The sequence below is a fragment of the Paraclostridium benzoelyticum genome (genome assembly GCF_001006285.1).
Taxonomy (GTDB): domain Bacteria; phylum Bacillota; class Clostridia; order Peptostreptococcales; family Peptostreptococcaceae; genus Paraclostridium; species Paraclostridium benzoelyticum.
The window spans coordinates 20,080-41,949 of sequence record NZ_LBBT01000237.1 but is presented as its reverse complement, the minus strand read 5'-3'; the positions used below and the strand labels follow the sequence as shown (position 1 = coordinate 41,949).

23 protein-coding genes are annotated in these 21,870 nt (G+C 25.9%); 17 read left to right on the top strand and 6 right to left on the bottom strand.

All coding sequences use genetic code 11. The features are described 5' to 3' along the window. The first annotated feature begins 268 nt into the window (after positions 1-268). Positions 269-448 (top strand): hypothetical protein, encoded by a 180-nt coding sequence (locus VN21_RS11760; protein ID WP_046823454.1) that lies wholly within the window; start codon positions 269-271, stop codon positions 446-448. Positions 449-486: 38 nt separating this feature from the next. On the opposite strand, the gene VN21_RS11755 is transcribed toward VN21_RS11760, so the two are convergent. Continuing rightward, the gene (locus tag VN21_RS11755) at positions 487-1,071 is read right to left on the bottom strand and encodes a DUF2238 domain-containing protein (protein WP_046823453.1); all 585 of its coding nucleotides are present in this window, start codon (positions 1,069-1,071) and stop codon (positions 487-489) included. 176 nt (positions 1,072-1,247) lie between these two features. Here VN21_RS11755 and VN21_RS11750 point away from each other — a divergent pair, with 176 nt between their 5' ends. Continuing rightward, positions 1,248-1,613, top strand: coding sequence for a hypothetical protein (locus VN21_RS11750; RefSeq protein ID WP_046823452.1), 366 nt, complete (start codon positions 1,248-1,250; stop codon positions 1,611-1,613). Between the two features lie 19 nt (positions 1,614-1,632). Here VN21_RS11750 and VN21_RS11745 read toward each other — a convergent pair whose 3' ends face one another. Both VN21_RS11745 and VN21_RS11740 read right to left on the bottom strand, forming a co-directional pair. Beyond that, on the bottom strand, positions 1,633-1,878 hold the full coding sequence (locus VN21_RS11745; protein WP_046823451.1) for a hypothetical protein: 246 nt from the start codon (positions 1,876-1,878) through the stop codon (positions 1,633-1,635). A gap of 92 nt (positions 1,879-1,970) precedes the next feature. Continuing rightward, complete coding sequence (locus VN21_RS11740) at positions 1,971-3,197, bottom strand: sodium/glutamate symporter (RefSeq protein WP_046823450.1); 1,227 nt, start codon at positions 3,195-3,197, stop codon at positions 1,971-1,973. 214 nt (positions 3,198-3,411) lie between these two features. Between VN21_RS11740 and VN21_RS11735 the strand changes: the two genes are divergently transcribed. From VN21_RS11735 to VN21_RS11720, 5 genes are all read left to right on the top strand, one after another. Continuing rightward, a complete protein-coding gene (locus VN21_RS11735) occupies positions 3,412-4,017 on the top strand; it encodes a hypothetical protein (protein ID WP_046823449.1) in 606 nt (201 codons plus the stop codon). Between the two features lie 219 nt (positions 4,018-4,236). After that, on the top strand, positions 4,237-5,361 hold the full coding sequence (locus tag VN21_RS11730; RefSeq protein ID WP_046823448.1) for a putative manganese transporter: 1,125 nt from the start codon (positions 4,237-4,239) through the stop codon (positions 5,359-5,361). Between the two features lie 70 nt (positions 5,362-5,431). Next, the gene (locus tag VN21_RS18690; protein WP_161794392.1) at positions 5,432-5,569 is read left to right on the top strand and encodes a hypothetical protein; all 138 of its coding nucleotides are present in this window, start codon (positions 5,432-5,434) and stop codon (positions 5,567-5,569) included. Positions 5,570-5,673: 104 nt separating this feature from the next. Further along, a complete protein-coding gene (locus VN21_RS11725; protein ID WP_046823447.1) occupies positions 5,674-7,386 on the top strand; it encodes an ABC transporter ATP-binding protein in 1,713 nt (570 codons plus the stop codon). Positions 7,387-7,402: 16 nt separating this feature from the next. Then, a complete protein-coding gene (locus VN21_RS11720) occupies positions 7,403-9,193 on the top strand; it encodes an ABC transporter ATP-binding protein (protein ID WP_046823446.1) in 1,791 nt (596 codons plus the stop codon). 40 nt (positions 9,194-9,233) lie between these two features. On the opposite strand, the gene VN21_RS11715 is transcribed toward VN21_RS11720, so the two are convergent. Then, on the bottom strand, positions 9,234-9,797 hold the full coding sequence (locus tag VN21_RS11715; RefSeq protein ID WP_046823445.1) for a manganese efflux pump MntP: 564 nt from the start codon (positions 9,795-9,797) through the stop codon (positions 9,234-9,236). A 125-nt stretch (positions 9,798-9,922) separates the two neighbouring features. Continuing rightward, the gene (locus VN21_RS18430) at positions 9,923-10,186 is read right to left on the bottom strand and encodes a hypothetical protein (protein WP_046823455.1); all 264 of its coding nucleotides are present in this window, start codon (positions 10,184-10,186) and stop codon (positions 9,923-9,925) included. A 270-nt stretch (positions 10,187-10,456) separates the two neighbouring features. On the opposite strand from VN21_RS18430, the gene VN21_RS11705 reads away from it, so the two are divergent. From VN21_RS11705 to VN21_RS11695, 3 genes are all read left to right on the top strand, one after another. Then, positions 10,457-11,353 carry a DMT family transporter gene (locus VN21_RS11705; protein ID WP_046823444.1) on the top strand — a complete coding sequence of 299 codons (897 nt, stop codon included), beginning with the start codon at positions 10,457-10,459 and terminating at the stop codon, positions 11,351-11,353. Between the two features lie 171 nt (positions 11,354-11,524). Further along, positions 11,525-12,748: an MDR family MFS transporter gene (locus VN21_RS11700; RefSeq protein ID WP_046823443.1), complete on the top strand. Its 1,224-nt coding sequence runs from the start codon at positions 11,525-11,527 to the stop codon at positions 12,746-12,748. A gap of 67 nt (positions 12,749-12,815) precedes the next feature. Continuing rightward, positions 12,816-13,370 (top strand): flavodoxin domain-containing protein, encoded by a 555-nt coding sequence (locus VN21_RS11695; protein WP_046823442.1) that lies wholly within the window; start codon positions 12,816-12,818, stop codon positions 13,368-13,370. A 24-nt stretch (positions 13,371-13,394) separates the two neighbouring features. On the opposite strand, the gene VN21_RS11690 is transcribed toward VN21_RS11695, so the two are convergent. After that, the gene (locus VN21_RS11690; RefSeq protein ID WP_046823441.1) at positions 13,395-14,192 is read right to left on the bottom strand and encodes a M55 family metallopeptidase; all 798 of its coding nucleotides are present in this window, start codon (positions 14,190-14,192) and stop codon (positions 13,395-13,397) included. A 137-nt stretch (positions 14,193-14,329) separates the two neighbouring features. Here VN21_RS11690 and alr point away from each other — a divergent pair, with 137 nt between their 5' ends. The 7 genes from alr to VN21_RS11655 all read left to right on the top strand — a co-directional run bounded on the left by alr (position 14,330) and on the right by VN21_RS11655 (position 21,838). Beyond that, entirely contained in the window at positions 14,330-15,469 is a 1,140-nt protein-coding gene (alr, locus tag VN21_RS11685) for an alanine racemase (RefSeq protein WP_046823440.1), read from the top strand. Between the two features lie 2 nt (positions 15,470-15,471). Beyond that, positions 15,472-16,401, top strand: a complete 930-nt coding sequence (locus tag VN21_RS11680; RefSeq protein ID WP_046823439.1) for a S66 peptidase family protein — start codon at positions 15,472-15,474, stop codon at positions 16,399-16,401. Between the two features lie 131 nt (positions 16,402-16,532). Then, positions 16,533-17,033: a MogA/MoaB family molybdenum cofactor biosynthesis protein gene (locus VN21_RS11675; protein ID WP_046823438.1), complete on the top strand. Its 501-nt coding sequence runs from the start codon at positions 16,533-16,535 to the stop codon at positions 17,031-17,033. Further along, complete coding sequence (gene moaA, locus VN21_RS11670; protein ID WP_046823437.1) at positions 17,017-17,973, top strand: GTP 3',8-cyclase MoaA; 957 nt, start codon at positions 17,017-17,019, stop codon at positions 17,971-17,973. The genes VN21_RS11675 and moaA overlap by 17 nt, the downstream gene beginning before the upstream one ends. Before the next feature lie 177 nt (positions 17,974-18,150). Next, complete coding sequence (locus VN21_RS11665; protein ID WP_046823436.1) at positions 18,151-20,031, top strand: BglG family transcription antiterminator; 1,881 nt, start codon at positions 18,151-18,153, stop codon at positions 20,029-20,031. Next, a complete protein-coding gene (locus VN21_RS11660; RefSeq protein ID WP_046823435.1) occupies positions 20,021-20,452 on the top strand; it encodes a PTS sugar transporter subunit IIA in 432 nt (143 codons plus the stop codon). The genes VN21_RS11665 and VN21_RS11660 overlap by 11 nt, the downstream gene beginning before the upstream one ends. Positions 20,453-20,464: 12 nt before the next feature. Continuing rightward, positions 20,465-21,838: a fructose-specific PTS transporter subunit EIIC gene (locus tag VN21_RS11655; protein WP_046823434.1), complete on the top strand. Its 1,374-nt coding sequence runs from the start codon at positions 20,465-20,467 to the stop codon at positions 21,836-21,838. The last annotated feature ends 32 nt before the right edge of the window (positions 21,839-21,870 follow it).

The following is a 21,870-nucleotide window of genomic DNA, read 5'->3' as shown; positions in this document are numbered from 1 at the left end:
GAAAATATACTTAATTAAAAAAATGTAAAAATATTGAAACAGGGTTACTTGTTGTACCCAAAATAAGTATGAAAACCTTTATTGTAAATAAAAATTAATTAAAATTGTTTTGATTAGTAAATAGAATTGTAATTAGTTTATAAAAAAGATTTATAAAAAATTTTTACAAGTAAATAATAAAAAGGATGAATATTGTAAAGTAATAAACAAATGTGAATAACAAATATATGTATAAGTTAAATAATACTATTTTAAGGAGAGATTACTAATGAAAGAGAATAATCAAAACTATGGAAATTTAGATTTTGTAAAATTAAATGAAACTTTAGCAGATCCAGAATTTGCAAATTGGTATTATAATCAAATAATGAATGGAACTGATGCAAATTTAGAGATAATGGGATTTGTAGATATTTTAAAGAAATACTCAGACGGAGAATATAAATAAACAAAAATAAACCTCACATTTGTGAGGTTTATTTTTATTTATTTGTATTTTTTATAAAACGATTCGTATAAAGGTATAGTTATAATTGAAGCAATAAAAGCGTCTATCATATCGTGCATAGTATCTGCAAGTCCACCAACTTGCATGTTTGTTCCCAAAAAGCTATCTATTAAAAATTCAGATATCTCCCATAAACCAGCTATAGCCATGCTAAAACAAAATGTAAATACAATGATAACTTTTCTATCAATCAGTGTATTTGAATTAGAATTTAACAGAACCAATGCATCATATGCAAATAAAACGGCTAAAACACCTGATAGAGAATGCATTATATCATCATAATGATTGACTATTCCATAAAAATCGAAACAAGAACCCAAGTAAGATGAAAATAAAGTAAATATAAGTATTGAAAAAATTAAAATAGGAGAAATTACATTAATAAATTTTTTGGTTGCAAATTTTATAAATAAAGTTATCATTAGAGAGCAAAAACAGGGTACAATTTGAAATGATTGTCCAAAGAAAATAAAGTATATTAAAGAAATTGTATATAATAATATAAGTATGTTTGTAGTTAAAATTAAGTATTTAGGAACTTCTTTTTTATAAAATAACAAAATGAAACCCTCCTTCACGTTTTAATGTATTACTAATAATATATTAAAGCAATTAACAAAATATGTATAGCATAAAATTTCCTAATATAACCATAATTAATTGTGTTTTTTTAAAATAATTCCAAATACTAATATTGATTACAGTTATAAAAAAATAGATGAAGGGAGTTTTTTATATGCTAGCTAAAAAAATATATAAAAATATAAAAGAAGAGAAAAAAGAATTGGAGAGAAAAACTAAAAGAAACAAAGCTGCAAAAATAACTACACTTACAGCTTTAGGAATAGGAGCCGCGACTATTGGTGCTACAATGGTATATAAAAAAGTTAAGGCAAAGCAAGATGATTATGATTATGATTATGGCTTAGAAAATGTATATGAAGAAAATGAAGACTATGAATTAAAATCTAAAATAGAAGAATTTAATAGTAATAGATTAAGTTATGATAATGAAGAACATTCATCAAATGAAGAAATGAATAAGTTTATAAATAAAATTGACAATGAAGATGAAAATTTAAATGAAGACCAATTTAAATAAAACTCCCTAAATGGGAGTTTTAATAATTTATACCAGCTACCTTAATATTTTCTTTTTCCATAGAGCTACAAGGCGTAACACCATAAGTCATGTTGCAATGATCGCATTTGTCAACATGCGTATTCATAATAAATGTATTTTTACAATTGGAACAAACGATTTTATGTGGTGTTCTTAATGGAAAATCAGCCTTACCTTTACTTCTAACTAAATCAACAATTTGCTTTCCGTCATTCTTATTTGTATTTGCACATCCGCAAGACATAAAAAAATCCTCCTAAGTGATAAATTATGTAGATTATTATATATTAAATAAATAAAAAAATCTGTAACAAATGTTACGAATTAGTATGTAAGTTATTTAAAAAGATTTATAAAAATTATTATGCATGGGAGTGAAAAAGTATCTAGCAAGAATGCTCCTACTAAAGGAACTATCAATGATGCTTTTTCAGATGGACCATACTTATGGGTAACAGAATTTATGTTAGCTAATGCATTAGGTGTATTTCCTATTCCATGACCTATAATACCTGATACCATTACGGCTGCATCAAAATTTTTTCCTAAAACTTTAAAACATACAAAGATTGAGTAAATTAGTATGAATATAACTTGAGCAAAAATTATTAAAATCATAGGACCTGCAATAGTTGATAAATCTAATAGATTTATACTCATAAGGGCTATTATTAAAAACATTGAAAGTGCTATATCACTTGCGAAATCTAGTATATAGAAATTTAAATCTATTAATTTGGCTTTATCATTAAAATTTCTAAATATACAAGCAACGATCATACAACCTACAACACTTGGGATAACGATGGAAGTTTTTAAATATATTGTCCTTGCGATTAAATCTCCAAAATTCAAGCATAGAAGAATAACTAATGTATGTTCAAAAAAATTTATTGGGGTAAAAATATTAGGTTTAGAATTTCTAGTTAAAAAGCTTTTAGTTAAAAAATTACATTTTTTATTATATAACTTAGGATATGGATTAAACTTAGGTTTTAGATTATTCTTTTCAATTAAATATCTTGCCACTGGAGCACCTAAAAGTCCCCCTATTATTATACCTAAAGTTGCAGAAGCAAGACCTATGGTTACAGCGCCGTTTATTCCCAATTTTTCTATAGTACTGCCAAATGCAGCTGCATTTCCATGTCCGCCTTCCATTGATATAGTTCCACACATAAGAGCTATTAATGGATGAATATTAGTGATTTTAGCTATCGAAATAGCTATTATATTTTGAGAAAGTGCTAAAAAGCCACATAGAATCCAGTACTTAAATAGTAAACTTCCTCCTTTTTTTACAAGTTTAAAACTAGCGTTAAGTCCTAATATTGTGAAAAAAGCAGTCATAAATATAGATATAAAGTTTTGAGAAACACTGATATTTACAATATTGAAAATTCTTAAAAATAATGATAAAAGTGTGAAAAGTAATCCACCTATAACTGGTGATGGGATACAAAATTTTGAGAAAAATTTAATTTTATCTTTTAAGAAAGTACCAATTATGAAAAATACTATAGCTATAGATAATGTAGATAACAAATTTAGATTTACGTTCAAATCAAAGCACCTCCTAGAGAAGATTATATGACCTTAACTCATAATTAATGAAAGAATGTTTTAAAAAATATAGTAAAACACATAAAAATAGCGAAAAATAGATAACAATAATCGACAATTAATTTAAATGGTAAAATTTTAAATAAAATCTTGTTTTATTATGGCAAAATAGGGTAATATATATAATATAAAAATATTTTGCGGGGTGGTAAATATGAAAAAAATAAATGAATTACTAAAAGAGTTTAAGGATGAATTAAAAGGTATAATGGATACTATGTTAGTAAGTGAAAGATTAAACTCTCAAAGATGTATAGCAAAAGATATAGATACAACTAAGACAATAATAGATCAAAAAGAAGAAAAAAGAGAACTTGATGAACAAGAAATGAGAAAACTACATAAATCTTTAACTGACTTAGTTGAAAATTTAAAAGGTGTAGGTGGAGAATTATTAGTAAGTGAAAGGCTAAATACACAAAGATGTATAGCAAAAGATATAGACACAACTAAAACAATAATAGATCAAAAAGAAGATGAACACATAAGTATGGAAGAAATTGAAAAACTAGCAGATGAAGCTAAGGGTCTAGTTAATACTATGTTAAATGAAGAATTAGATGTAGTAAAAGGGAATGATACTACGGAAACAATAATAGACAAAGAGGAAAATTTAGAAAATACAGAAGAATTCCACAAATTAGTAGAAGAATTAAAAACATTAATGTCTACTATGTTAGTTGGAGAAAGATTAAATACACAAAGATGTATAGCAAAAGATATAGATACAACTAAAACAATAATAGATCAAAAAAAATAAAAAAGTAAAATAGCTTGTCTATTTTACTTTTTTTATTTTTTTTTAAAAAAATTACCATGAAAGGGTCATCAAGTGTTAATATTAAAGAAAAATATGATTAATATGGAATGCATTGGACATAAATTAAATATAGATAAAAAACAAATGATATAGATAATCATTTACAAATGAAAAATAAAATAGTATAATTTAAAATATAAAATTTTCGGAGGATGATTTATGAGTATACTAATAAGTAGTGCTGAAGAGACCTTTTTACATGTGGGTTCACTAGTCAGCATGTCTATATTAATTTTTGGATTTATAAACTACAAAACAAGTGGAAGTTTCGTAGAAATAATAAGTAAAAATAAAAAATTACAGCCACTATTTGGAGCTTTGTTAGGAGCGCTTCCTGGTTGTGGAGGAAGTATAGTTTTAATGCCGCTATTTATAAGTAATAAGGTAACCTTTGGAACAATAATAGCGAGTTTGATTGCTAGTATGGGAGATAGTGCCTTTTTAATGATGACAACTGATTTTAAAGCATATATCTTAGTAACGGTTATAAGCTTTTTAGTTGGTATTTTAACTGGATACATAGTTGATCACTTTAAAACGGAAGAAAGATTAGAACTACATAAATGTAAGTCTGATTTGAATAAAGATAAAGCTAATAATTATTCAAGAACTTCGACTTCTAATTCATGTGATATTCAAAAAAGTAGCAAATTTTATCATCTAGCACATGAAATAGTTCATGGTATAGGATATAAAATATATTTATTATTACTTATAACGGGATGTGTATTTATGATACTAGCACATTCAGGGTTAGAGTTTGGATTTATAGAAGCTATGCATTCGTTTGAAGAAATAATAGCTATATTAGGTATAGTATCATCTTTTATATATATGATAATGACTAAAAAGGTTATTGAAAATGAAAACTTTGAAGAAAATGAACATAAACTTATGTCATTAAAAGAAACTTTAATACATTCTGTAAGTGAAATATCCTTTGTTATTGTTTGGATTTTCTTAGCATATGTATTATATGATTTAATTATACTTATGGCTGGAGGAGAAGAAGCACTAGTAAAATTAATATTAGGAGCAGGAGTTATAAGTGTATTTGCTGGAGCTGCACTTGGAATTGTACCAGGGTGTGGAGTTCAAATTGTAGTGATGTCATTTTACTTAAAAGGAAGCTTACCTTTTGCAGCATTAGTTGCAAATAGTATATCTCAAGATGGAGATGCATTATTCCCTTTATTAGCTATGGATAAGAAGTCTGCTTTATGGGCAACTATAATAACCACAATTCCATCAATTATAGTAGGATTATTAATTTATTTTATATAGAAAAATTAATGGTTAATTTATAAGCATATATTCATATTCTATAGTATAGATTTTATTATGGAGGAAATATATGAAAAATAACTGTATGGTTGTTGGAATAGCAATAGGAGTTTTAGCTGGAGTATTATTTACGAGAATAAATTTTACAACACTTATTACCTTGGCACTAGGTATATGGATTGGATATTTTTTATCTAATAAAAAATAGGAGCTATCTCATAATTATGAGATAGCTTTTTTATTATTATAAAATATAAAATGGATATAATAGATAGTATAAAGTACATATAAATATATTGGGGAGGTGGACCTGTGAGGTACTTTGTAGTTTATATGAAGAAGTATTTTATTTTATTTACTTTAGGTATAGTGTTAGTTAGTTTTGAAGCTGTTTGTGATTTAATGCAGCCCACTATATTGGCAAATATTATAGATATTGGGATATCTAACAAAGATATGAGTTATCTAATAAATAAAGGTATTTTAATGGTAGTAATAACTATAGCAGGTGCTGTTTTTGCTATTTTAAGAAGTATAATTTCAACAAATGTATCTCAAAAATTTGCTAGAGATTTAAGAAGTGATGTATTTGCTCATATAAATTCGTACTCATTTGAGAATATAGATAAAATAAGTAAAGGGTCTTTAATAACTAGGAGCACTAATGACATTAATCAGATACAACAATTTGTAAATGGGTTAATGAGAATTATAATAAAAGCACCTATACTTTGCATAGGAAGTTTTGTATTAGCAATGAAGTTAAATCTAAAACTGTCAATAGTTTTATTAGTTGGCATAATAATTATATTTGGAATAATTATTATAAATCTAAATATAGGTACGCCTTATTTTAAGAAAGTTCAAATATCTTTAGATAATTTAAATTCAAATCTAAGACAATATTTATGTAATATAAGAATAGTTAAACTATTTAATAGAGAAGCATATGAAGAGGAAAAATTTGAAAATGTAAATACGAATTTATTAGAAGTAACAGAAAAAGCTATGAAAATTAGTGCTGTGTTTAAGCCTACTATAACTCTAATTTCTAATATAATAATAGCTATTATATTATACTTTGGATCAAAACTAATTTTAAATAATGAAATTGAAGTAGGTGTTATTGTAGCGTACATAAATTATATAGGGAGGATTTTGACTTCACTGCTTATGATAGCACATATCTTTAATGTATTTATAAGAGCTAAAGCATCTAGCGAAAGAGTTATAGAAGTTTTGAACACTGAAAATAGTATAGATAAGAGTGGGAATATAAAAATAAGCATAAATGGTAGTTTGGAATTTAAAAATGTGGATTTTTCATATATTGACAATGAAAAAGTATTAGATGATATAAGTATTAAAATAAATAAAGGAGAACACATAGGAATAATTGGTCCAACAGGAAGCGGAAAAACAACTTTAATAAATTTGATAATGAAATTTTATCAGATAAATAAAGGAACTTTAAAAATAGATGGAAATAATATAAATAATTTAGAAAGTAAAAATTTAAGAAGTTATATTGGATTAGTTCCACAAAAAAGTACTTTGTTTAATAAAAGTATAATCAATAATATAAAAATGGGAAATAAGAAAGTTTCACTAGATGAAGTTATAAATGTATGTAAAATATGTGGTTGTGATGAATTCATAAAAAACTTTGAAAGTGGATATGAAGAAATGGTTGGTGAAAATGGATCTAATTTGTCTGGAGGTCAGAAGCAAAGAATCTGCATAGCAAGAGCTTTAATAAAAAATCCTAGAATTTTAATTTTAGATGACTCATTTAGTGCTATGGATATAAAAACTGAAAATGAAATTAAAAATAATATAAAACAATATATAGATGATACTACATACATAGTAGTTTCTCAAAAAATCAACTCTATATTAGATATGGATAAAATAATAGTTTTAGAAAATGGTAAAATAGTTGGGTTTGATAGCCATAACAACCTATTAAGACAATGTGAAATATATAAAGAAATATACAGCTCTCAAATATCTCCAGATGTATAAAGGTGGTGGATAATCGATGAAAAGTAAGATTGAAAGCAGATTTACACCAAAGAAGAAACCCAAGAATGCTAGAAAAACAATTTTTACGCTTTTAAAGTATTTTAAAAATGAGAAAAAAACATTAATATTAATAAGTATTTTAGTTTTTTTAGATTGTTTAATAGTTATATTAATACCACTGTTAATAGGAAAGTGTGTAGATATAATAGATACCAATGAATTTAGTAAATCTATATTTAAAATAACCTTGGGAGCTTTAGTTAGTTTTTATCTAATTGATTCAGTAGTAAGCTTATTTAAGGAATTTATAATAATAAACATGTCTCAAAGGGTTATAAAAAATATAAGATTATCTATTTTCTCGAAATTACAAACGTTACCTATTTCATATTTTGATGAACATAAAAATGGAGATTTAATGAGTAGAATAACTAATGATATAGACAATATAAGTAGTGGTATATCAAGTTCAATAACTCAGATAATTACATCTAGTATAACCGTATTTGGAACTGTATTTATGATGTTTATACTAAGCCCTCAATTGACAATATTAAGTATAATTACTATGCCATTAGTTGTTGTACTAAGCAAATTTATTGCTAGAAAAAGCAAGTCATTTTTCAAAAGACAACAAATAGAATTAGGTCTATTAAACTCACACATAGAAGAAAACATAAAAAATATGAATGTAATAAAAGCCTTTAACTATGAACATGACTCAGTAGAAAACTTTAATAAAATAAATAATAGGCTTTTAAGAGAATCTTTAAAAGCTCAAGTATATAGTTCTCTTCTTATGCCTATGATGAATGTTATTACGAATATATCATTTACACTTATTTCAATAGCAGGGGCATATCTTTCTATAAAAAATATAATAACTGTAGGAACTATAGCTACATTTTTAAGTTATACTAAACAATTCACTAGACCTTTGAATGAACTTGCAAATTTATTTAATACTTTCCAGATATCTATAGCTGGATGTGAAAGAGTTTTTGAAATATTAGACGAGAATGTAAAAGAAAAGCATTTAAGTAAAAGTATTAAAAATAAAGATATGTTAAAAGGAGATATAGAATTTAAAAATGTATGGTTCAAATATGGAAAAGGTGATTATATAGTAAAAGATTTGAGTTTTAAAATTAAAGATGGAACAAGCAATGCAATAATAGGTACAACAGGAAGTGGAAAAACGACTATTATAAATCTTATAAATAGATTATATGAACACGATAAAGGAGATATTTTAATAGGAGGATATGATATAAATGACTATGATAAAGAATACTTTAATAATTCTTTATCAATTGTATTGCAAGATATATATTTATTCAATGGAACGATTTTAGACAATATAAAATATTCGCAATTAGAAGCTACAAAGGAAGATGTAATTAATGCATGTAAGATTTCTAATGCACATAGCTTCATAATGAAATTAAAAAAAAATTATGACACATTGATAGAAGAAGGTGGAGATAGTTTGAGTATTGGACAAAAGCAATTAATAAGCATAGCAAGAGCTATACTTAAAGAGTCTACAATATTAATTTTAGATGAAGCGACAAGTAGTATAGATACTAACACAGAAAGAAAAATTCAAGAAGCTATAAAACATGCGATGAAAGATAAAACTAGCATAATAATAGCTCATAGACTAAGCACCATAAGATACTGTGATAATATAATGGTAGTAGATAAGGGAGTAATAGCTGAAAGTGGAAGTCATGACCAACTTATGAAGAAAAAGGGTATTTACTACGATAGTATATGCTCACTAAACAAGGAGAATATGAATTAAGGTGACATTTAGATATTAGATGCCACCTTAAACTATGTACTTAAAAGAAATAATTTAAAAATCCAGTATGTTCATTAAAAATATTAAAACCTATTAAAATAAGGATTATTCCACCTGAAAATTTAGCGAAACTTCCTAAAAAATACCCAACCTTATTTCCTATTAATACACCTAAAAAACAAAGTATGAAGGTTATTGTGCCGATACAAAGTATTATTGGTAGTATTGAAATATTTAAAAATGAAAAACTAATGCCTACGGCAAGAGCATCTATGCTAGTAGCAATAGCTAAAATAAATATATTAAAATTACTCAACTTAGAGGAGTTAGAATTATCATCATTTGAAAAAATCATATTCAATCCTAAAAAACACAACAGCACTAATGCTATTACGTGATCAATAGACTTTATATATTCAGAAAATCCAATTCCAATTTTCCATCCAATAAGAGGCATTAAAGCTTGAAATAGTCCAAAAGAAAAACCAATTTTAAGAGCCAATTTAAAATCTAATTTTTTTACACACATACCCTTAGATAATGATACAGTAAATGCATCCATAGATAATGCAATAGAAGTCATTAAGATGAAAGTTATGCTCATGAAAATCCTCCCTATATATATTAAAATAAAATAGTTCAATATTAATATATATAGGGATAGATATGTAAATAGTCCAAGTTTTTAAAAAAAGCGTACTTTACTATTTGTAAGGTACGCTTTTAAAACTATTTCTCTAATTGTTTTAATTCTTTTTTTATTTCTTTATCTATTTTTTTTATTTCTTTGTTTTCTTCTTTAATTATTTTACTTTCTTCTCTTTCTAGTTCTCTTTCTTCTTTTTTCATTTCATGCTTTAATTCTTTAGTAAATTTATGTTCTTCATGATTTTCATGTCTAAGTTCTTTTTTATCTTCATGTATAGATTTTAAACATTCTACATCTTTTTTTAATTCGTCTTCTATGTGTTTTACTTCATTTTTAACAGTCATCTTTAACATCTCCTTAAGAATAATTGATTTAATAATTAAATCTTAGCACTCGTGCCAAAATATGTAAATAGATAACAAAAAACGTCGAAACTTTTATATTTTCTAAAATATTACACACATCAAAAATATGAATAATTTTAATCTAATTATATAAATAGGCGAAATTTTTTACAATTATGAAAATTTATACATAAAGTTTTTATAGATTATAGAAAAAGTGCTAAATAAATAATATAATAATATGAGTGGGTAAAAAAGGAGGGGGTTTTTATAAAAAAGTATAGTGGAGAAATTGGATTATTATTAGTATCTCTGATTTGGGGAAGTGGATTTGTAGCAACTCAGCTTGGGTTGGAAAATGGTCTTACGCCATTTCAATTAATGACAGGTAGGTTTTTTATAGGAGCACTTTTAATAGGGGTAATATTCTTTAAAAAACTTAGAAATACAAATAAAAAAGATATTATTTCAGGGGTATTACTTGGTATATTTTTATTTATAGCATTTTCTTTTCAGACGTTCGGATTGAAATATACAACTTCAGCGAAAAGCGCATTTTTAACAGCTGCAAATGTTGTAATAGTACCATTTGTAGGGTGTATTTTATATAAACGAAAGATAGAAAAAATAGGAATTATAAGTAGTTTAATTGCACTTATAGGAATAGGAATAATCTCATTAGAGTCAGACTTTAGTATAAGTTTTGGAGATGGTCTGACATTAATATGTGCAGTGGGGTTTGCTATGCATATATTTTTAACTAGCGAATTTACAAAAGAACATGATCCTGTTGTACTTACATGCATACAAATGGCAACGGCATTTTTACTATCGTTGACATTACAGTTTTTTGCAGGAGAATCAAGTACTGCTATAAACAGTTCAACTATAGGATCTGTACTATTTTTAGGTGTGTTTAATACAACGTTATGTTTTCTTGGGCAAACTATATGCCAAACTAAAGTTGATGGAACTAAAACAGCAATATTATTATCCACTGAAGCGATATTTGGGATGCTTTTTTCTATAATAATAGCAAAGGAAATAATAACTCTTAGAATGATTTTGGGAAGTTTATTTATATTTACGGCTATTATTTGTGCAGAAACAAAATTGTCGTTTTTATTTAAAACAGAAGATTCGTTAGAGCTTAATGAAGCTGAATGAAACATTAAATAAGTCATATTAAATAGATTGAATATTTTAATATGACTTATTTTGTTTTTATAATATTTGGAAAATTACAAATATATTAGGAGGATTTACTTTAAAAGTGCTTTTAGAGGAGCTAGAAGGAATATAATTATATAGTATAAACAATTTGTGAGGAGGGATGCTATGGGAATTAACAATTTATTAAAAACATACCAGGGCTTGTCAAAAGAAGTATACGTTTTGTTTATTGGTAGGATTGTAAATAGTCTTGGGGCTTTTGTACATCCTTTAATGGCTTTAATTTTAACTCAAAAAATCGGATTATCGATATCTGAAGCAGGGATATTTATAACTACACTATCTGCATTTCAAGCACCTGCAATGATATTTGGAGGGAAATTAGCAGATACGATAGGAAGAAGAAAAGTTATAATTATTTGCCAGTTTCTTGGAGCTTTAACACTTATAGCTTGTGGATTTATGAAACCTTCAACAACAATGGCAAAAATAATGATTTTGTCATCTTGTCTATATTCAATTTCATCACCTGCATTTGAAGCTTTAAATGCAGATATAACAACCTATAAAAATAGAAAAGCTTCGTACTCTCTTTTATACATGGGAAGCAATATAGGATTTTGCATAGGACCTATATTAGGTGGACTTTTGTATGAAAATTACTTACCACTTATATTTATAGGAGATGGAATTACAACTTTAATAGCACTAGTCTTAATAATTCTATTTGTAAAAGAAAGAAAAATAAATGATGAAAACTATGAAAACGAACAGGTTTTAAGCGATTTAGAGCAAAAGGTAGAAGGTTCTGCATTTAAGGTTCTGATTCAAAGACCTACACTAATTTTCTTTTCTCTAGGCGTATTGATGTACTATTTTTCATATTCACAGTGGGGATTTGCATTACCGATACAGTTAGAAGATTTATTTGGATCAAATGGAGCAAAACTTTATGGATTGCTAGGTGGAATAAATGGAGTAGTAGTTATAGTATTTACACCTATAATTACATCTTTAACAACAAAAATGAATGTACTAAAGGCCATGTCTATTGGAGGGGTATTTTATGCAATTGCATTTTTTATGTTTGGAATAGTAAATACCGTAGTTTTATTTTTTATAGGTGTATTTTTAATGACAATAGGAGAAATTTTAATAGTTATAAATCAAGGAACGTTTATTGCGAATAACACTCCAGCATCACATAGAGGAAGAATAAGTTCGATACTACCTTTAATATCAGGGATCGGATTTGCAATAGGACCTATGATTATGGGTGATATGATAGAAAAATACAATATATTTGTAGGATGGATGATTGTTGCAACAGTTGCGACCTTTGGAATGATTACGATGATGATGATAAAAAAGAGTATGAAAAATAATTAAAGGAAAATGAACAAATGAGTCATATAAGTATATATAAGAAGAAATAACTGTAAGATGAGGTGTTTATATGAGTAAAAAAATTGCAGTAATATATAAAACTAAATATGGTAGTACAAAAAAATATGCAGGATGGATTGCTTTGAAGTTAGATGCAGATTTATATGAAATTTCAGATATAAGGTCAAAACATTTAGACGAATATGAAACTATAATATTTGGAGGTGGCATATATAAGGGAAAAATAAATGGATTAAACTTTATTGACCAAAACTATAATAAAATAAAAGATAAGAATATTTATATTTTTTCAGTTGGAATGGAAAGTATAAGTGAAAATAGAAAAGAATCATTAATAAAAAATAATTTTAAAAATATAGAAGAAAAAAATGTTGGATTTTACAATTTTAAAGGAGGCTTAGATTATAGTTCACTAAGCTTCATAGACAAAATTATGATGAAAGCACTAAAAAGCATGATAGACAAAAAGACCAAATCAGATTTAACAGAAGATGATAAAGTTGTTTTAAGGGGATTTGAAGAAAAAATAGACTTAACTGATAAAAAATCTATAAAAGAATTGATAGATAAAATCAGTGTATATAAAAGTGCTAATGATAATTAAATTTAATTATCATTAGCACTTTCTTTAAATAAATAAAAACATTCTTAAAAACTCATAATAATCATCTGTTGAAAAAGATATTGTTTGAGTATTTATTAATTTACATTTTGGATAGAAAGAAGCTTGATAAGCATCATAGTGATTTTTAAATTTGATTTCTATGTCAAATAAATCAGGGAGTTTTATTATATGTCTAGAAAGATCACCTGATAGAGCTTGCTCAACACCATCTTTTATATTTTTTAAAGCTATATCTGGATGTATAGAGATAGATGCATTTCCAATTCCTTTTGATACAGGAACTGTTACTATATTTGGATTTAGTTTTTTAGCATTTTTACAAAGAAGTTCATCTCCACTTAAAAATGCTACAGGAACATCAAAGTAAGCACTTGTATATGCATTTACCATAAATTCTGTTGCGATTTCATCATTTATCTTTACATAATCATATTTAGAACTATTCATTGTATGAGAAAGTGGGTTTCCATCTTGACTAGCTCCACTATGATATCCTATAAAAAGAGTTGCATCAAAAGTAGGATCAATACCTGACATCATAATAAGAGGACCATTAGTCCATCCTCTAACTAAGCTTACATTTGTAGGAAGTAAAGATGGATTAATATTTCGAGCGCTATCATGAGCATCTTTTACTAAAATAAAATCACAATTATTTGTGTTAGCTCCATCACAAGCTGATTTAACCTCTTTAGTCATCTGAGTTTTATGATACTCTGAATGAGCGCAATTAAGGTTAGTTTCCTCCCAATTTACAATTCCACACGTACCTTCTATATCAGCACTTATATATACTCTCATAAAATTTCCCCCTAATCTTTATTAAAATTAAAATTATTAAGAGGACTGTCTATTAATAATTTTAAATTTCATATAATAGATATAGTTATTTAAATCTAAAAATATACATATAAAAAGCATATTAATGGAGGAAACTTATGAATTTAACAAGAGAAACTTATTTAGAGATTGATTTAGATATAATAAATAAAAATATATGTGAGATAAAAAAATATATTTCAAAAAATACAAAATTAGCTATAGTAGTTAAAGCAGATGCATATGGACATGGAGCAGTTCAACTATGCAAAAATATAGATAAAGAAAATGTAGATTATATATGTGTTGCAGCTATAAGTGAAGCTTTTGAATTAAGAGAAAATAATATAGATTTACCCATTTTAGTAATGGGATATATTCCAGATGATTACCTGGAGCTGGCTATTGAAAAAAACATAACAATTACAGTGTTTTCAACTAAGCAAGCTAATATAATTAATGGTATTTGCAAGACAAAAAATATTAAAGGCAAGATTCATATAAAAATAGATACAGGATTTAATCGATTAGGATTTAAAATTAATGAATCTACCCTTGAAGATATAAAAGATATTATAAATTTAGATCATATATTTGTGGAAGGAATTTTCTCCCATTTAGCACTTAAAGATGAAAAATCTGACTATGAACAATTCGATAAGTTTAAAAATATATTATATGGGATATCAAAATACAAATATATACCTATAAAGCATATATGTGACAGTATAGGTATGGTAGCTTATGAGGGTTTCCATTTAGATATGGTTAGGGTTGGATCTAGTATATATGGATACAATAGTCGCAAGTCAAATTTAAATTTGGGTGAAGCTATTACATTTAAATCAAAAATAATACAAGTGAAAAGACTTCTTAAAGGAGAAGGTATAAGTTATGATTATTCATACATAGCAAATAAGGATATGAATATAGGTATTATACCGTGTGGATATGCAGATGGAATACCAAGATGCCTATCAAATAAAGGTTATGTATATGTAAATAATAAAAAATGCAATATAATAGGCAAGATTTGTATGGATCAAATGATTATAGACATAAGTGATATAAATGAAAATGATTATGAAAAAGAGGTTATTTTTTATGGGAAAAATGGTCCTAATATTTTAGAGATTGCAAACTTATGTGATACAAATAGAAATGAAATACTTGTATTAACATCAAGAAGAGTTGATAAAGTTTATTTAAAAAATAATAAAATAATAAAAAGTTTAAATTATATAATGGGGGATGATTAATTATGATATTTCCAAAACAGTTAAAAAAGGGTGATACAATAGGAATAATAGCACCATCAAGTCCATATAAACCTGAGAGCAAAGATTCTTTAAATTTTGAAATTGATAAAATAAAAAGAACTATTGAAAGTTTTGGATATAAAGTAAAAATGGGAGACACTTGCTATCTAAGCTATAAAGGATATTTAGCAGGTGATGATAATACAAGAGTTAAAGATATAGAAACAATGTTTAAAGACAAAGAAGTTGATGGAATTTTATGTCTTAGGGGTGGGTATGGAACACCTAGAATACTTGATAAAATAAACTATGATATTATAAAGGCAAATCCAAAAGTGTTTATTGGGTACTCAGATATAACTGCACTTCATATAGCTTTTAATCAATATTGTAATTTGGTAACTTATCATGGGATAATGGCATCAACATCACCAAACTGGAATGACTTTACTTACAATTCTTTTAAAAATATGATTAATATGAAAGATAACTTAACTATAGAAAATCCTATGGGAGAAGAATTATATACTGTAGTAGAGGGAGTTACAGAAGGAAAAATAATAGGTGGTAATTTATCATTGATAGCAAGTACTATGGGAACTAAATATGAGATTGATACTAAAGATAAGATTTTGTTTATAGAAGAAGTTGGAGAACAAATCTATAGAATAGATAGAATGCTTACACAATTAGAATTAGGAGGTAAATTTAAAGAATGCAGAGGTATTATATTTGGAGATTTTGAAGATTGCAAAAAAGAAAAAGTTGATGATTATGAATTATATGATTTACTATCAGATAGAGTTAAAAATTACAATAAACCTTGTATATACAACTTGCAATCAGGACATTGTAATCCAATGATAAGTATACCTTTAGGAGTAAGTTGCAAATTAGATGCCACAAATAAAAATATATATTTTAGTAGATAGAAAACATCAGTTACATAAAATTTTATGTAACTGATGTTTTAACTTAAAGATATTAAAAGAGGTTACTATCTAACATAAAAAATATATGGTAGAATTATGTATATACATAAGAGATTTAAAGAGGTGGATATATGTTTAATGTAGCGATAATAACTTTAAGTGACAAAGGTTCTATAGGTAAAAGAAAAGATATAACAGGAAAGAAACTGGCTGACTTTATAAATGTCAAAGAAGAATATAAAGTTAAATATTACACTATGATTCCTGACGATAAAGAAATGCTAAAAAATGAAATTATAAAATTATGTGATTTAGATGTAGATTTGATATTAACTAATGGAGGTACTGGATTTTCTAAAAGAGATGTAACTCCAGAAGCTACAAAGGAAGTTATTGAAAGGGAGATTCCGGGAATTAGTGAATACATAAGAATGGAATCTTGTAAAATAACTAAGAGAGCAATGCTTAGTAGAGGTGTAAGTGGGATAAGACAAAATACGGTTATAATAAATTTACCAGGAAGTCCTAAAGGAGCAATAGAAAGCATCGAATTTGTAATAGATACCATAGGACATGGGATAGATATACTAAAAGGTGAAGCTGTGGAGTGTGCAAATGATAGACAAGTATAACAGAGAAATAGACTACTTAAGAATTTCTTTAACCGACAAATGTAATTTAAGTTGTATTTATTGTATGCCTAAAAAAATTGAATTTGATAAGAATATAAATGATATATTAAGTTTTGAAAATTATAAATTTATAATTAAAGGATTCTCAAAATTAGGCATAAAAAAGGTAAGATTTACAGGTGGAGAACCTCTTATCTATGATAAATTACAAGAACTTATAAAGTACACAAAAGAAAATTGTAATATAGATGATATATGTATAACGACAAATGCTATAGGTCTTTATGAAAAAATAGATAAGCTAAAAGAAAATGGATTAAAAAAAGTTAATATAAGTTTGGACTCTCTAGATGAAGATAAATATAAAAAAATAACTAGAGGTGGAGACTTAAAAGAAGTATTAAAATCAATTGATAGATGTGTGGAATTAGGCATAAAAGTAAAAATAAACTGTGTTTTAATAAAAGGATTAAATGATGATGAACTAAATCAATTTATAAATTTAACAAAATGTAAGGAAATAGATGTTAGATTTATAGAATTGATGCCTATAGGAGAAGGTTTAAAAATATTTAAAAATGGATATATCAATTTAAAAGAAGCTTTAAATAAAATAGAAAACTTAAAACCTATAAAAAATGAAGAAAAAAGTGTTGCATCTTATTATAAACTTGAAAATTCAAAAGGAAAAGTAGGAATAATTACACCTATGAGTTGCTCGTTTTGTAGTGAATGTAATAGAATAAGAATGACTTCTAATGGTAAAGTAAAATTGTGTTTACATTCAAGTGAAGAGTTAGACATTAATGATTATTTAAACAATGAGAATGAGTTTACTAATTTGATAGAAAAGTATATATACGAAAAACCAGAAAAACATAAATTAATAGAAAATAAAAAGAGTGATACAAAAAGAAATATGAATCAAATAGGTGGTTAAAAACATAATAAATAAAAAAGCTATCATATTAAATATATAGATAGCTTTTTTTAATCTTAAAGTAAATTTAAAATGCAAAAAAACTCGAAAATTATATAATTGTCACTTACAAGTGACAATTATATGTATTAAGGAAAACGAATTTTTAAAATATAATTGTTTTAGGGAGGTAAACAAATGAAAGAGAAAAGTAAAATGATTATATCATATCTTAACTCTAGTGATGATTATACTCCCAGTAGTTCTTTAGCTCAATATTTAAATGTAAGTGAAAGAAGTATAAAGAGATATATAAAGTCAATAAATAAAGAGCTAGAAGTATATGGGGCAAAAATTGATTCCGCTAAAGGATTAGGATATAAATTATTAATATTTTCTAATGAAAAATTTAAAGCATATATAAAAACTATAAGTCAGACAAATAAAGAAAATTCAGTAAGAACATCAGATTTAATTAGAAGTATATTAAAAGAATATCCAATAAGCTTAGATGATTTATCAGAAATGTTATATACAAGTAGATCTACTCTTCAAAATGAAATAACAAATATAAAAGAGCTACTTAACAATTTTGATATAAATCTTAAATATAAACCATATAAAGGTCTATATTTAGAAGGTACAGAAGAAAATATACGAAGATGTTGTATAAAGTATTTTTTCGAAGATGAAGGATCTAATGAAATTACATTGTCAATGGATTTAAAGCCTATAAATGATCAATTTATATATGTTATAAAAAAAATTATTGAAAAAGAATTATTATCTAGAGAAATATTGAAAAATGATTATGAAATAAATTATTTAACAAAAATGATTTCCATTTCATGCTATAGATCTATAAATGGCTACAATTCAGATAAGATTTATTCAGATAAGATCGAAACAGATATTTCTGTATTTAATAAAAATTTAAAAATAAAAATAAAAGATAAATTTGATATTGAAATAAAAGATACAGAGCTAAATTATATGAACGAGTTGATTGAAGCTGGAAACAGTTCAATTCAAAATTTTAGTGAAAATGAAGTAAGGAAAATAGTTGAAAATGTTTTGAAAGATATAGATATGAAATATAAAGTTTCTTTATATGAAGATGAATCTTTATTAATAAATTTAACAAAACATATTCTCAATTCATACCACAGATATTACCTAAAGATAGATGTTGAAAATTTTATACTAGATCAAGTAAAAATGAATTATCCTGAAGCATTTAATTATGCACTAGATTTAGGAAGTATGCTAGAACCAATTTTAAAAACGAAAATAAATTCTAATGAAATTGGATATATAGCTATACATTTTGCAACTGCGATTGAAAGAGCAAAGCAAAAAATAAGTTATAAATCTATTATAGTATGTAATACTGGAATTGGAACTTCTGAATTAATAAAAACTAAGTTAAGAAGATATTTTCCTGAGATAGAAGTTGTTGGATGTTACCAACTTCATTATTTACAGAAATTAGATTTAATTGGAATTGATTTTATAATATCTACTATAAATATAGATAAAGATAAACTAAAAAATAAAAATCTAATTTATGTATCCCATGTTTTAGATGATATAGATATACAAAATATAGAGGATGAATTAAATAAAATTTACTTACAAAGTTATCTAAAATCATTATTTAATAATAATTTTTATTATAAGTTACAAGTAAAAGATAAATTAGAACTTATTGAATTAATTTGCAATGATATGGTTAAAAATGATTATATAACTAAAGTTGATAAAGATTCTATACTAAAAAGAGAAGCTTTATCATCAACAGAAATATCAAATTTAGTAGCTGTTCCTCATTGTATTTCAAATGAAAATAAAAATACAATAGCAATATGTACATTAAAAGATGCAATAAAGTGGGGGAGTGCAAGTGTTAAATTAGTTTTTATAGCGTGTTTAAACTCAGAAATTAAAGAAAACAAACATGTGTTCCCATTTATTCATTCAAGTACTAAAAAAAGTGACATAGTTAATAAATTATGTGAATGTACATCTTTAAATGAATTTATTGAAATTTTAATGAGGAGTAATATGTATGATAGTTAATAAAAATTTAAAAGCAAAAGATCAGATAGATGTATTATATAAAATAGCGGATATAGCTAAAGAAAATAAGATTGTTAATTGCAGTAGAACATATTTAAAAGGCCTTTTAGAAAGAGAAAAACAATTTAGTACAGGCATTGGAAATGGAATAGCAATACCCCATTGTAGATGTGATGTAGTTAATGAAATAGAAATAATTATTTGTGCTTTAGGTGAGCCTATTGATTGGAACTCTATAGATAATGAACCTGTAGATCTTGTAATTGCATTAGCTATACCTAATAAAAATATAAATCATGAGTATTTAAGTATTATATCTAAACTTGCTAGATTATTAATGGATGAAAATTATGTAAATGAATTAAAATCATTTAAGGATGAAAAAGATATAATTAGAAAAATTAAATCTACAATAAAATAGGAAGTGATTTTTATGGGATACAAAATAATAGGTATAAGCAACTGTCCAGTAGGTGTTGCACATACATATATGGTTGCAGAAGCGCTTACAAGTGAAGGTAAAGATAGAGGTCATATTGTAAAGATAGAGACTCAAGGTGTTTTAGGAAATGAATTTGAGCTTACACCAGATGATATAAAAGAAGCTGACTATGTTATATTAGCAATAGGGAGAGGATTGTCTGATGAAGAAATGGACAAATTTGAAGGTAAAAAAATAATTCAGAAAGATATTAGTGACGTTCTTAAAAATATAGAAGCAGTGTTTGATAATCTAGAAAAAGAAGCCTTTGTATATAAAAAAGAAAAAATTAAGAAAAATATCAATATATTTAAACATATAATGACAGGTGTATCATATACAATACCATTAGCTATAGCTGCAGGACTTTTGATGTCAATATCATCTATAATAACAAAGGGAAGTGCTCCCGAGGTAGATACATATGCATACTTATTAAAAATGGTAGGGGTTATAGGAATAGAACTAATGATACCTGTATTAGGAGCTTATATAGCATACTCAATATCTGGAAAACCTGCATTAGCTCCTGCGTTTTTGGGAAGTTACCTAGTAGGAAATGAAGCGATTTTAGGAACTGCAGCTAATGGTGGATTTTTAGGAGCGATAATTGTTGGGATTTTAGTTGGTTACTTTGTAAAATTTTTAAAAGATATCAAACTTTCTAAAGATATGACTCCAATTATGTCGTTTTTAATAATACCTCTTATAAGTACATTATTTATAAGTACTATAGTGTTTTATATAATTGGTCCATTTGTAAGTAAAGTTATGTTTGAGCTTATGTATTTTCTGAATTCATTATCCTTAGGAAGTTCTATGTTAGTATGTGTAGTCATAGCAATAATGCTTGTTTTAGATATGGGAGGACCTATAAATAAAACTGCGTACATATTTGCATTGAGTATGGCACAGCAAGGGAATTACATTTACTTTGGGACAGTAGCAATTGTTATTATAATTCCTACTGTATCAATAGGTATTGCAACTATAATTAGACCAGATTTATTTAATAAAGAAGAGTTAGAAAATGGAAAATCAGCACTTACAGTAGGGTTATTTGGTATAACTGAACCAGCAATAGCTTATGCAGTAAATGATCCGAAATCTATTTTAACATCACAAATTGTGGGGGCTTCAATTGCTGCCATTGTTGGAAACTTTATGGGAGTTAAACGTTTAGCACCAGGAGCTAATATAATTGACCCATTGTTGGGAAATGTAACTCCATTTTTAGGATTTTATATAAGCGTAATAATTGGAGTGATAGTTAATATAAGTTTATTAATTTTTATTAAAAATAAAAATAAAAAAGAAATAATTTAAAAATTGTTTCTATAAATAAAATTACGAAAGAG